Origin of the sequence: Enterococcus spodopteracolus (genome assembly GCF_030441955.1) — a bacterium.
In the GTDB taxonomy this organism is placed as follows: Bacteria; Bacillota; Bacilli; order Lactobacillales; family Enterococcaceae; genus Enterococcus_B; species Enterococcus_B spodopteracolus.
Genome location: NZ_JARJHD010000007.1, coordinates 39,540 through 53,098 on the forward strand (window position 1 = coordinate 39,540; position 13,559 = coordinate 53,098).

At 39.6% G+C, this 13,559-nt stretch carries 12 protein-coding genes and 1 riboswitch; of the genes, 2 read left to right on the top strand and 10 right to left on the bottom strand.

Annotated features, from left to right (window positions below; all coding sequences use genetic code 11):
- The first annotated feature begins 23 nt into the window (after positions 1–23).
- Positions 24–800, top strand: a complete 777-nt coding sequence (locus tag P3R27_RS09600; RefSeq protein WP_034688583.1) for a hypothetical protein — start codon at positions 24–26, stop codon at positions 798–800.
- A 54-nt stretch (positions 801–854) separates the two neighbouring features.
- Here P3R27_RS09600 and thiT read toward each other — a convergent pair whose 3' ends face one another.
- The 9 genes from thiT to mprF form a co-directional block, all read right to left on the bottom strand.
- Positions 855–1,439 carry an energy-coupled thiamine transporter ThiT gene (gene thiT / locus P3R27_RS09605; RefSeq protein ID WP_034688585.1) on the bottom strand — a complete coding sequence of 195 codons (585 nt, stop codon included), beginning with the start codon at positions 1,437–1,439 and terminating at the stop codon, positions 855–857.
- 84 nt (positions 1,440–1,523) lie between these two features.
- A riboswitch (TPP riboswitch) is annotated at positions 1,524–1,626 on the bottom strand.
- A 23-nt stretch (positions 1,627–1,649) separates the two neighbouring features.
- The gene (locus P3R27_RS09610) at positions 1,650–2,618 is read right to left on the bottom strand and encodes a ribose-phosphate diphosphokinase (RefSeq protein WP_034688588.1); all 969 of its coding nucleotides are present in this window, start codon (positions 2,616–2,618) and stop codon (positions 1,650–1,652) included.
- 89 nt (positions 2,619–2,707) lie between these two features.
- Positions 2,708–4,081, bottom strand: coding sequence for a bifunctional UDP-N-acetylglucosamine diphosphorylase/glucosamine-1-phosphate N-acetyltransferase GlmU (glmU, locus tag P3R27_RS09615; protein ID WP_034688590.1), 1,374 nt, complete (start codon positions 4,079–4,081; stop codon positions 2,708–2,710).
- Positions 4,082–4,235: 154 nt separating this feature from the next.
- Positions 4,236–5,054, bottom strand: a complete 819-nt coding sequence (purR, locus tag P3R27_RS09620; RefSeq protein ID WP_010734088.1) for a pur operon repressor — start codon at positions 5,052–5,054, stop codon at positions 4,236–4,238.
- Between the two features lie 175 nt (positions 5,055–5,229).
- Positions 5,230–6,051, bottom strand: a complete 822-nt coding sequence (locus tag P3R27_RS09625) for a metal ABC transporter permease (RefSeq protein ID WP_034688593.1) — start codon at positions 6,049–6,051, stop codon at positions 5,230–5,232.
- Positions 6,024–6,704: a metal ABC transporter ATP-binding protein gene (locus P3R27_RS09630; RefSeq protein ID WP_010734086.1), complete on the bottom strand. Its 681-nt coding sequence runs from the start codon at positions 6,702–6,704 to the stop codon at positions 6,024–6,026. Before P3R27_RS09630 ends, P3R27_RS09625 begins: the two co-directional genes overlap by 28 nt.
- An 18-nt stretch (positions 6,705–6,722) precedes the next feature.
- Positions 6,723–7,661 carry a metal ABC transporter substrate-binding protein gene (locus P3R27_RS09635; protein WP_034688595.1) on the bottom strand — a complete coding sequence of 313 codons (939 nt, stop codon included), beginning with the start codon at positions 7,659–7,661 and terminating at the stop codon, positions 6,723–6,725.
- A gap of 534 nt (positions 7,662–8,195) precedes the next feature.
- Positions 8,196–9,044, bottom strand: a complete 849-nt coding sequence (ispE, locus tag P3R27_RS09640; RefSeq protein ID WP_034688596.1) for a 4-(cytidine 5'-diphospho)-2-C-methyl-D-erythritol kinase — start codon at positions 9,042–9,044, stop codon at positions 8,196–8,198.
- A 112-nt stretch (positions 9,045–9,156) separates the two neighbouring features.
- Complete coding sequence (gene mprF / locus P3R27_RS09645) at positions 9,157–11,727, bottom strand: bifunctional lysylphosphatidylglycerol flippase/synthetase MprF (protein WP_034688598.1); 2,571 nt, start codon at positions 11,725–11,727, stop codon at positions 9,157–9,159.
- Between the two features lie 342 nt (positions 11,728–12,069).
- Between mprF and proC the strand changes: the two genes are divergently transcribed.
- Positions 12,070–12,864: a pyrroline-5-carboxylate reductase gene (gene proC / locus P3R27_RS09650; protein ID WP_034688601.1), complete on the top strand. Its 795-nt coding sequence runs from the start codon at positions 12,070–12,072 to the stop codon at positions 12,862–12,864.
- Positions 12,865–12,997: 133 nt separating this feature from the next.
- Here proC and P3R27_RS09655 read toward each other — a convergent pair whose 3' ends face one another.
- On the bottom strand, positions 12,998–13,351 hold the full coding sequence (locus tag P3R27_RS09655; RefSeq protein ID WP_126134379.1) for a hypothetical protein: 354 nt from the start codon (positions 13,349–13,351) through the stop codon (positions 12,998–13,000).
- Positions 13,352–13,559: the final 208 nt, after the last annotated feature.

Here is a 13,559-nt window from a genome sequence, read left to right on the forward strand (position 1 = left end):
AGATACAGGGGAGGAGGAGCATGATGAGTGATTCAGTATATGTACATATCGATACAACTAGTAACGCCGTTTTGACCAAAGGGCTGACTATCAATGATTTTTCAAATAACATCGTGCATTTTCCTCAAAATCTACTTTTGTTGGACCCTTCCGCATCTGCTGGAGAATATGAATCACACACAGGCTTGAAGGTTATTCGGGGAACTGAGAATATCCAAAGATTTTTCCAAACCGTTCGTAGCCGTAACAACAGTACGGATCTTAAATGGATCGATTTTACGGATTTGACGATGTTAAAAGAATTAAGTCCTTTAGAAATCTCAGAGTTGCTTTATTTTGGTCATATGAAAACACATCTCCATTCACCTTTTTTCTATAAATTACAAAATAACTTTGTTTATTTTGATTTGAGCGATCATCTAGGTAGAACCTATTATCGTTATTTAGATGAATTTTATCGGATTTTTGCCAACAAGTTAAGCACGATCTTGGCGGGAAAAATCAACGAAAAAAAATCATTCTTTCGAAAAGAGATCCCTGTTGAAAAAATCAGTGTAGAGATACTGAAAAAGATGCGTAATTTAATGCAAGAAGGAATCATTTTTTCGTTTGATCAAGCAGGTTTGGTCGATGACAAGTATGAGATCCCGATTTATGTCATTGAAGATTACGTTTGGAAATTAAAAGGAACACGTTACTTGGAAGAAAAACCGGTAGCTGTTCTCGTCTATCATGCCGCTCAACAACGTTGGCAACTAGACGGCAACGTTTCTGATTTTGTTTACAACACATTTGTATAATGACAGTCAACTCCACTAAAAAAGCGTAAAGGTCAGCTGCCTTTACGCCTTTTTTTAATTTTTGCTTTTTCGTACTTGCAATCCTTCGCTTACAAATAAAGAAGGAACGGTCTGTTCGATACCTAGTAGGACAATAGTTGTTACAATCCCAGTAGCTAACCCACTAGCACCATTCATGACTAAAGAGAACAACCATGGATTCATTCCCCATAGTGCGAAACTCCCCCAAAAAGCAACCCCAGCGACAAAATGCCAGAAATATCTGGCAGTCACACCAACGAATGTCGCTAAAATGATCGTTGAGGCCATTTTCTTACGATTGCCTTGCAGATAACTTTGTTGCATTCTTTGCGAAAAAATCCCTGCAACGCCAGCAAACGTAAACGCGATCGGATACTCGATCAACACTTGGATGACACTCAAGTAATAGACAGTCCCCATGGGAAAATGAAGGATTCCCCACAGAAAAGCCGATCCCATACCAGCTTTCCAACCCCTTCTCAAAGCAAATAAAGTTAAAGGGATTTGTCCGAGCGAGATTGCAAAACTACTACCTATTTGTAGAGGAATCATCGACAACACTAAAGATAATGCTGCGACGATTGTTCCCTCGATCCAGACACGATGATTCTTATTCATAAAAAAGCTTCCTCCTTTATAATTGGACATCACAAAGGAGGAAGCAAGTTTGTTTTTTTTACAAACAGCTTCGTGCTTTCACACTAGCTATTCATTCACAATTCCTACGCTCGCATAACCGAAACAGGTACGAAGGGTTTAGAATATATTCAGTCTCAGCCCAAAATGGACTCCCCTTTGTGATTGTAATTATTTAGTTTTTGTTTTCCTTTATCTTTTTGTTTCAAATAAAGGACTAACTGGTTTGTTTTCATGGATACGTTTGATTGCGTCACCCATCAAGCCACCAACGCTTACTTCGTCAATCTTATCAATTTTGCGATCTTCTGGCAAATAGATTGAATCCGTTACAACTAAGCGCTCGATTGCAGAGTCTTCGATTCTTTGTAAAGCAGGTCCTGACAACACAGGATGTGTACATGACGCATAAACGCTCACTGCTCCAGCTTCTTTCAACGCATTGGCAGCCAATGTGATCGTTCCAGCTGTATCGATCATGTCATCGATCAAGACACACGTTTTGCCTTCTACTTGACCAATGATATTCATCACTTCTGCCACATTTGCTTTTGGACGGCGTTTATCAATGATTGCAATTGGTGCTTTTAAAAATTCAGCCAATTTACGTGCACGAGTAACACCACCATGGTCAGGTGAAACAACGACAACATCATCGCCTTGAATCCCTTTTTCTAAGAAGTAATTCGCAATCAGTGGTGCGCCCATCAAATGGTCGACCGGAATATCAAAGAAACCTTGGATTTGGACTGCGTGCAAGTCAAGTGTCAACATTCTTGTTGCTCCAGCTTTTTGGATCATATTTGCCACTAATTTTGCAGTGATTGGTTCACGCGCGCGCGCTTTACGGTCTTGACGTGCGTAACCGTAATACGGCATTACAACGTTGATCGTTTTGGCACTTGCACGCTTCAATGCATCAATCATGATCAACAGTTCCATCAGGTTATCATTTACCGGACTACTTGTTGATTGAATAACATATACGTGTGAACCACGGATACTTTCTTCGATATTGACCTGGATCTCACCATCACTAAATTGAGTGACGGATGATTTTCCTAATTCAACCCCAACAGCTGTAGCAATTTTTTCTGCCAATGGACGATTTGAGTTTAATGCAAATATTTTTAATCTTGGATCAAAGTAATGTTTGGACATGAGGACCTCCGCTTTCTTTTTCACAACTCTACTACCTAATAAATACTAGTCATATTTGCCGAATAAATCAAGTGATTTTGCAAAAAGTATCAATTTGAATATGGGAGTTTCTTCGCGTATCCTTCTTTATTGACTTGTCTAGCGCGTGCGATAGCCATTGCATGTTCAGGAACATCGTTAGTGATCGTCGAACCAGCAGCGATACATGTATTTTCTGCCACTTCCACTGGCGCCACAAGATTCGCATTTGACCCAATAAAACTATGGTCACCGACTGTTGTATGATGTTTTACTTTTCCGTCATAATTGACAAAGACGACACCACACCCCACATTGATTTCTTCACCAAGTGTTGCATCCCCGACATACGTCAAGTGACCAACTTTTGTGTTTTTGCCTATTTTCGCATTTTTCACTTCTACAAAGTTGCCGATATGGACGCCTTCTGCAATTTCTGCTTTTGGACGTAAATGGGCATACGGTCCTACATCTGCTTTACTTTTGACCAAACTGTGTTCGATCACTGAGTTTTCGATGACTACTTGGTCACCGATCTTGCTGTCAACAATACGTGAATGTGCACCAATAAAACAATCTTCGCCAATTTCTGTTTCCCCTTGGATCTGAACGCCCGCTTCGATCACTGTATCTGAACCAATCACAACATCTGCATCAATATACGTAGTTGCAGGATCAACAAAGCTAACGCCATTGACCATATGTTTTTTGTTGATTCTTTGGCGCATCAACTCGTTTGCTTTTGCTAGTGCTATACGATCATTGACACCCATACACTCATCGAAATCTTCCGTCTGATACGCAGCAACTGGATTTCCAGCATCTTTCAGAATCTCAACGATGTCTGTTAAATAATACTCGCCTTGTGCATTGTCTGTTCCTACTTTATTCAATGCTTCAAATAACGCTTTGTTATCGAAACAGTAAGTTCCTGTATTGATTTCTTGAACTAACGCTTCTTCTGGCGAAGCGTCTTTTTGCTCAACGATTTTTTCGACGATTCCTACATGATCACGAATGATTCTGCCATAACCTGTCGGATCTTCTGCTTGTGCAGTCAAAATCGTGGCACTTGCATTTTTCCCTTGATGGTATTCAAACAAGTTGTTCAACGTCTCAGTTGTCAATAAAGGGGTGTCACCACTGATAACTAACGTCGTGCCTTCCTTACCTGCTAAAAATGAGGCTGCTTGTAGTACCGCATGACCCGTCCCAAGTTGTTCCGCTTGTAACGCATACTCGCTACGTTCGCCTAGCTGAGCTTTGACTTTCTCTGCACCGTGTCCAACGATCGTCACGATTTGATCAGGGTTTGTCTCACTTACACGGTTGATGATATGTTCGACCATCGGTTTCCCAGAAACAGGGTGTAGGACCTTGTATAGTTTTGATTTCATGCGAGTACCTTTACCCGCGGCTAATATGATTGCATAACGTGCATCCAAATGTGTCACTCCTAAATTACGATTTATTATTTTTAGTTTAGCCCAGTCGCTCTTTTTTTTCAACTAAACGTTCATTTTAGAAACCACGACGCAAAAAAAGAAGAGACATCATCCATCGCCTCTTCTTTTTCCATAGTACCCTGTTTTCGTTGTTTTATTCTTCGAAATAGTTGCCTGGTACTACAGTGATATTTTTCGTTTTTGTATCCACATCTTTGACGTAAAGTAGTGACGTGTAGTCATTGATTGCGCGATGTCCGTTGAATTTTGACTCCGCAAACACAGTGATACCGACAAGCTCAGATTCAAATTCTTCAATCAAGCTCTTCATTCCGTTCACTGTTCCGCCGCCTTTCATAAAGTCATCGACGACAAGCACGCGAGAACCACGTTTCAAACTTCTTTTTGATAGTTCCATTTTTTCGATCCGTTCAGATGAACCTGAAACATAGTTCACACTCACTGTAGAACCTTCTGTAATCTTAGAGTCACGACGAACGATGACAAACGGTGCGTTCAAGTAATAGGAAACGGCTTGAGCGATTGGCACCCCTTTTGTGGCTACAGTCATTACAGCATCGATTTTTTCTCCTAAATATTTTGAGGCAATGATTTTCCCTACTTGACGTAATAGCTCAGGTTCTCCTAATAGATCAGATAAGTAAACATAGCCTCCAGGGAGTAAGCGGTCTTGTTCAGACAAGCGCTCAGCTAGCGATTCAACATATTTCTTTGCTTCTTCATAGGAAATCTCGGGAATGAATAGAACACCTCCGGCTGCACCAGGGATTGTTTCAAGCGTTCCGTAACCTCTTTCTTTAAATGTTTTTTTGATGATCCCCAAATCTTCACTGATCGAAGATTTAGCAGATTCATAACGTTCGGCAAAGCTTGTTAATGAAATCAATTCATGCGGATGATCTAATAAATACTGTGTCATATCGACAAGACGCTCACTGCGACGTACTTTCAAAAATTCCAGCTCCTTTTTCCAACAAATTTTATCGTGTTTCATTATATAAGTTTTTTCGGGAAAATTCGAGCATTTTATCCAAAATTAAGAAAATAGTTCGGTATTTATAAAAAAATAGGTAGCTATTTAAGACATTTGTTTGTCTCAAATAACTACCTGTTTTAAAAATAGTGAGCTATTTTTTCCTTCTAATCCCTAATAAAATACGTTTACTCAAGTTGACTAATAAGAATAAAAAGATAAATACTAACGTGATAGTTGCCCCTGGAGGTGTATCCAAGTAGAATGAACTAGTCAACCCAGAAAGCATACCAATAAAACCAACGATGATACTGATCAATATGACAATATTGAAGCTTTTCCCTAAACGCATCCCGATTGCTGCTGGCAAAACCATAATAGCAGAAATCAACAACGCACCTGCTATCGGGATCATCACAGCGATTGCTACCCCAGTAATGATATTGAACATCATTGACATCCAACGAACCGGCAGTCCATCGACATGAGCGGTGTCTTCATCAAAGGTCAACACGTACATCGGACGTTTGCATAAGAAAAATAAAAGACCGATCACTGCAAACAAAATACCTAGGAATAGAACTTGCGACCAAGTGATCGTCACAATCGATCCAAATAAATAAGATTGGATGCTCGTGGCAGAATTACCCCCACTCAAATTCATCAAAACTAATGCAAGCGCAAGCCCGCCTGCCATTAAGATCGCAATGGAAATCTCTGAATACGTACGATACATCGAACGTAGGTATTCTAGAATGATTGCAGCGATAACGACTACCACCATTGTGGTCATCGTTGGATTGAGATTGAGGAAAAATCCTAAGGCTACCCCTGCTAAAGAAACATGAGACAGTGTATCTGCCATCAACGATTGCCGACGTATCACTAAGAATACTCCTAACATCGGTGCAATTCCTGCAATAAAGATCGCGGCAAGAAATGCCCGCCTCATGAATTCATATGAAAGCAACGCCATTGAGAATCCTCCTTTCTCACTAAACGGATTTGTCGATCCGCATATTGTTTGATATCTTCGTGATCATGAGTGATCATCAATACAGCTTTACCGTGGTCGTGTGCGCTATGGCGCAACAAACGATAAAATTCATTTCGTGATTCTTCATCCATTCCAGTCGTTGGTTCATCAAGTACAAATAAATCTGGATCAGTCGCAAAAATACGTGCTAAACTGATTCGCTGCTTTTGACCACCAGATAGCTCACCGATCCGACGATGACGCATATCCCACATACCAACAGATTCTAAGGCACGCTTGACATGCTCATGGTCTTTTTCGCTTAACCGTTTGAACCAACGACCTCTCGGATATCTGCCAGAACGTACTAATTCTAAGACTGTACTAGGAAAACCCGCATTAAAGGAAGAAACTTGTTGTGGGATGTACCCGATACTTAATTTGTCTCCATCTTGATTTTTTCCTGCAATTTTGATGGTCCCTTTAGAGGGCTTCAATAACCCCAAAGAAGCTTTGATCAATGTAGATTTTGCCGCCCCGTTTTCACCAGTCAAAATCACAAATTCACCGGCATCTACATGATAAGAAACACCTTCTAACACAGGTTCTTCATCATAATAGAAAGTAAGATCAGCTATTTCGATATAACGCACATAGAGGACTCCCTTCCTTTACTTTATGCTTTCTTTTAATGCCTCTAGGTTTTTCTCCATGGTAGAAATGTAGGTTTCACCCGCTTTGATTTGTTCATTCGTCAAACTCTCAAGGGGATTAAGTACTTCAAGTTTTACACCTGTTTCCTTTGATAATGTCTCTGCTACTTTAGATGACGCATTTTCTTCAAAATAGATAACTTCGATTTTATTTTGATCGACAAAATCTTTCAATTCAGCCAATCGACTAGGCGTAGGCTCTTGATCCGGTGAAACTCCTGAGATGGCTACTTGTTTTAGGTCGTAGCGATTTGCTAAATAAGCAAAGGCAGCATGTTGCGTCACAAACGTTCGATTGGTTGCACCTTTTAACGCCTCTGTATAGTTCTGATCTAATGCTTCTAATTTTTTGATATAAGCTGCGGCATTTTGGTCAAATGTGTCTTTTTTATCTGGATATTTCTTGCCGAGCTCTGTAGCAATCGTCTGTACTTCTTGGATCGCTAATGTTGGATCTAACCAAACATGAGGGTCATAGGCATGGTCATGCTGATGTCCTTCTGACTCTTCGTGCTTTTCTTCATGCTCTTCTTGTGACTCTAGACGTTCAATTCCCTTAGCAGCTTCGATCATCAACGTTTGATCGGTATCGACCGTGTCTTTCAATGAGTCAACAAAAAATTCCATATCTGAACTGTTATAAACAAAAACATCTGCATCCGCAATGGTGGCACTTTGTTTTGCACTTGGCTCAAAATCGTGGGGTTCCGTTCCTGCGGGGATCAATAATTCGACCTTCCCACTATCACCAACGACTTCTTTCGTAAATTCATACATCGGGTAAAACGTTGCGACAACGTTCAACTCATCTTGTGCCGATTCTTGGGCTGTCTGTCCACACGCTGTAAATAGGAAAGCTCCTATTACTAAAGATGCGGCTAATAAATATTTCTTCATATATGCTCCTTTCAAAACAAATCGTAATATTACGATTTACCAACGAGGATTAATGTACCAAATTAAAAAAAAACAGTCAATAGTTTAACCTGATTTTCTGATTTAAATGCAAACTTATCCTGTAAATCGGAAAACAAATGAATTACCCGTCATATCAACAACGAACGTAATCGTTTTCTTTCAACTTTGGTCAAAAAGTGACTGTTCAACACTATTATTTTTTTCCGATAATAATGAACGATTGGTTGAGATTGATAACAAAAAAAGAAGGTAACGATCCTTCATCCTCTAAAACGAAATAAGCGGGAATGATGTCAGGGATATTAGTCCTCTCACATCTCCTAAAACTGAATAAACGGCAGAAACAGAAGTAGCCTCTCCGGAAATAAGGCGTCATCCACAAAAATTTGAAAAACAAATTTCGTGGATGACGCCTTATTTCTCGAGGCTAAACACTTCTGTTCCGACCTCTTTTACCGCACATTTTTCGAAGCTGACTATTTCCGTCATGACATCGTGTCTCTTTTCATGCGTTTATAGCGTTCTGACAAGATAAACTTCCTCACAAAAACCTTTTAATCCGTTGTAGACGCGTTGGGCTCTGGAATAGTGTTGACAAAGGGCAAAAACAGTTGGTCCACTACCACTCATCAGGGCCGCGTCTGCACCATATTTAATCATTCGCTCTTTGATTTGATAAATGACCGGATGGCGTTTTCCTGTCACATCTTCAAGACTATTCCCCATTTTCGTCAACATTTTTTGATAATCTTGTTGTCGAAGCGCATCAGTCAACCCAGTAATATCTTGATGTTGGATTTTTTGCGTATCGATTTCTCGAAAAACAGTTCGTGTCGAAACACTCATTTTAGGTTTTACTAAGATGATCCAGCAAGAGGGCATCGCTGGCAACAATTGGACGATTTCTCCCTTTCCACCTACGTAAGCAGTTTGGCCATAAACACAGTAAGGAACATCTGTCCCCACTTCCAAGCCGATCTCTGCTAGTTCTTCTAAGCTACAGCCTAACTCCCATAACCGATTGATCCCTCGCAACGCTGCAGCACAATCTGTACTTCCACCACCTAGGCCAGCAGCAACAGGAATATTCTTTTTCACAACGATTTTTACGCCTTTTTTGATTTGATATTTCTTTTTCAACAACAAAGCTGCTTGATACACATTGTTACGCTGATCTACCGGTAAAAATGCTTTATTCGTTTCAACAATGATCCGATCTTCCGATAGCTCTTCAAAGAACAAGTGATCAGCTAAATCTACACTTGACATCACCATTTCCAACTCATGATACCCATCTGGTCTTTTATATAACACATCCAACCCTAAGTTTATCTTCGCTGGTGCTTTTTCAATCAATTCCATCCTCTCACCCATTCGAAAAGTCTAAGTCGAAAGTATTCTATCATAGGGGAAAATAAAAGTATAGCTTCCACCAACATGCGTAAACACTTTCCTTACAGCTTTACAATCATTTTTACAATTCTGTCAGAACTTCTTCTGCTAGACTTGTTCCTTTTTCTTTCCCTTTACCAATCAATAAGAAAAGCTGCAATGTGGCTAAAGTAAAGCTACTTCCTTTCATATAAGCAAAATAACGGCCCTCCCAATGAGTAACATACCGTTGTTTTTCTTCGTAAGCTAATTGGAATGAGTAAAAAAAATTCCCGTAATTAAAGATGATCCTCATCACTTTTTCTTGTAAGAATGAGAAATCAGTTTCTCCGACATTTGCAAGTGGCGCCAGTCCCAAATTCGCTTCTGCATACCCATTTTTGCGATAGACATCCAGTAGATTTGCAAGTAAGTAATCACCTAGACTATTCGGCTGGTTCGGTAGATACCGCAATAAATCATACCCCGCTTGGCGGTCATTGATTGGTTGAGATGTAATAAACCCAACGATTTTCTGCTCTTTCCGAACAATACCAATACCACTCATCAAAAGATAATCTTTCTTAAAATAACCAACAGAGAAATGCTTCTCACGAGAGCCATTCAACCATTTTTGAGAAACTTCCTCAATCGGTTCAAGCAACTCTTCAGGTAATTGGTCATACCAGGTAAAATGGTACCCCTCATTCGTCAAACGTTGTAATTCGATCTGCCTTGTGCGCCAGTGTAGCGCACCTGAAGAAAGATCAGTAATTGCTGCTTCTCCAACTTTTGTAAAGTGAAAACCCGCTTCGTGAAGCATGACGACATAACTTTCGGATACTTTATAAAAAGCTAATTCATAGCCAAAACAATCGGCTTTTTTCAAAAACTCATGTGTAGCTGTACGTATCTTCGTTGGATCACCAATCGGATCACCAAGAACAAAACATTTATTCCCTTTGATTTGGTAACCAAACACTACTTTATCTTGACCATTTTCCTGATAATAAAAATAAGTATATCCAGGTAAGTGCAGATAATGACTAGCTGCGGTTCCACCATAGGCCGTCAAAAGGCGATTTAAACGCATTTGATCCAGAGGTTCACCAAACCCTGTCTCTGAAGCTAAATATTGGTACAATGCAACTAACGCAAGTAATGAGATCCCTAAACCAATCAGTCCTGAAAACCAAACATCCTCAGATGGAAAGAGTATAAAGCGATTCGCAGTTATATCACCTACCCAAAAACTTCCACGGTGATAGCCTGCGATTGCATAAACAATAAATAAAAAGCCAAACAAACACGCATCAAATATGATTGCTCCCCAAGAATAGACAAACTTTTCACGATAAAACTCTTTTCGGGATAACCAAACCGCTAGCAAAATCAAAAGGTAAACAACGATCAGTTCCCAAGACAATGTTCGCAGTACAGTGTTGATGATGCCAAAAGCGAGCAAAGCAATCGTAGGGATAAAGGCTTTTTTGACTTTCATCGCCAAAGCTCTGGCTAAGCCTAGTAATAAGAAGCCGACCAGCAGATTCAATGACTGATCCAAAAAATCAAACGAAAAGGGTAAGAGTATTTGAAACAATCGACTGACAGTCGAAAGATTCGTGATCGTTGAAAGTAAGACCATCATGATTCCCGCAAAATAAACGGCACACACTAACACCAAATGAGCAATTTTTTGAAAAAATAATCGGGGAATATTATCTAAAAATCGATTGATTTTGACACCTGTGTGTGTCAAAAATAAAACGATTCCTGAAAGAAATGGTAGAACATAATAGAACAAACGATAATAAAGCAACCAAACAAGTGCAACATCTTGCCGCACGCCAAGTTGACTCATTCCTAAGATCATCAGCACATCAAATGTTCCTACACCACCTGGTACCATCGTCAACATTCCGATCAACGTGGCAATGATAAACATAGGGTACAAAGACCATAAAGAAATATCTACGCCCATCAAGTGTCCAATCAACAAGAAAACTACTAAGGCACCAGTCCATTGTCCAAAGGAAGCTAGGAATAAGCCAAGCAAGCCTTTGGGATAAAATTCTGCAAATAGTGTTTTACGTTTCAAATAGGCAAACAAAAAGATAAGCGGTGCTAGAAAGCTACCACCAAATAACCAAATCCAATAACTGCGAAATACACTATCTGTTTGAAGAAAGAAGACATTGATGAATGTCACTAATGACCAAATAGAAAGACCAGTCAATAGAAACAAAGCAACCTTAGAGACTGTTGCCAACACCATTTTCCGATTCGTGTGCTTGCCATAAAAACTGGCGCGCAAGCTTGCTCCGACAATCCCTCCGAATCCTGCCAAGTTATTGATCGTATTCGTGATCCATGCAGATAACAAAAAGTCTTTACGACTCATTTTGGGCTTGCCTTGTTTTTCCAATACTCGAATCGTTACCCAATCATAAAGTAACATCGGCATCACACCAATCAAACCTGCTAATATCATCCATGCTAACTTGACATGACTTTGTTGTTCCATCGTGTGCCAGACATCTTGCCAACTCATCCCATGGGCAATGTTTGCGACTTGATTCGCCACAAAAACAAGGATCGATCCAAAGAAAATCAGCTTCAAAATCAACTGATGTGCTTTCACCCACTGGATCATGATCTGTAATTTATTTTTCACCGGCACCCTTCCTCACCTGTAGACTTTCTAAACATATACACTCATGTTATCTTATTTACATTGATTTTTCCACTTTGGGCATTAGGTTGTGAAAAAGCCGTTAAGCTCCAAGTAGTAAGGCATAACGTGGGAAAATAGCTCCTCATATTTTTCACGTTTTGACTTACTATTGAAGGAGCTGGCTTTTGAACACTGTTTATCAGAGGTTGCTCCTTGAACACCGTTTATCAAGGTCGTGAAAGAAGCGCTTTGACCTGAGCAGTAAACTGAAAAATCGATTCGTCTCTCGACTTGCAGATTATGAGAAAGAAAGCTATGCTAAAAACCAAAGGAGAGGATTACATGAAAATCGGATTTATCGGTACAGGAAATATGGCACAAGCAATTATTCATGGTATCTTAGCAAATAATCTGGTGGCTAAAGAAGATATTTTTGTTTCAAGCGGTCATTATGAAAATGCCCAACGTTTTGCTGGTAAAGTCGGGGTCAATGCCTGTCAAACCAATCAAGAGATTGCTGAAAAAGCAGAAATCGTTGTTTTGGCAGTGAAACCAAAAATCATCGAACAGGTGTTACATGAATTACGCGACCATCGTAAACAACAGTTGTTTATCTCAATTGCTTCAGGAAAATCGCTTGCAACACTAGAACAAGCACTGGATCCAGAAGCTGCTATCATTCGCGTGATGCCCAATGTCAACGTGAGTGTTGGCGCGGGTGTTTCTGCAATCTGTAAAAACCAAGCAGCAACAAATGAACAGTTGACACAAGCGACACAAATCTTTGAAGCGATTGGTAGTGTCTACCCTTTAGCAGAAGATGATTTCAGTACATTTATCGGATTGGCTGGAAGCTCCCCTGCTTTTATTTATATGTTGATCGATGCAATGGGACGTGCAGGTGTTTTACATGGACTACCTAAAAAAACAGCAACAGAAATTGCCGCTAAAGCGATTTTAGGTTCCTGCCAAAAGTTCCTAGCAAGCGATGAAAATCCTTGGGAATTAGTTGATCAAGTATCTTCTCCAGGCGGAACGACAGTTGTCGGTGTCGTCGCATTAGAAGAAGCTGGGTTTATCCCTGCAATCATCACAGGGATCACGAAAACAATCGAAAAAGATAAAGAAATGTTGTAAACGAAGAAGCGATGCAAGGATAGACTAAAAAAAAATAAAATTTAATATTGTTAAAACAAAACAAGCCGAAGAATCCTAAAACGCTTGGGCCTACTTCTGGATTCTTCGGCTTGTTTATATTGAACAATTGCTATTATTTCTTGTTTCGCTGTGAAAACAAAATTACCCCATATAAAATTAGTATTCCTACAAGTATTAATATAGCGTACAAAAAACGTGTAATCTCAAATTTTTCAACCCCAAATGAGCTTACTATTTTAGGTGGTAAGTAAAAACACAAGAATAGAAGAACCACATATTGGATTTTTCTTATTCTAGTTTCATTCTTAAACGGTTTAATGGATAAAAATGGAACTCCAAAAACATAGCCTAAACCGCTAGTTGGTATTAGTATGGATTTATTTCCTTTCAATAAAAACTCTACCAAGCCGATAAAGGCTAATACAAGTAAAAATATAACTAGTAATTGAATGATGTATTTCTTCATAAGATTAGTCATCTCGTTCTGTACTGCATTCCATGATGTACCCCTCCATGAGTTAGTCATTTTATACTTCTCGAACATATAATCCAGTCATGTTACTAGTAGCTAAAGAGGATGCACTTGCTTCTCCACTAGATAACATACTCATTGTGGTAGATAAGGTAAAAATTTCAGATTTCATCATTTATACTCCTCCTTTAACATCTAATGA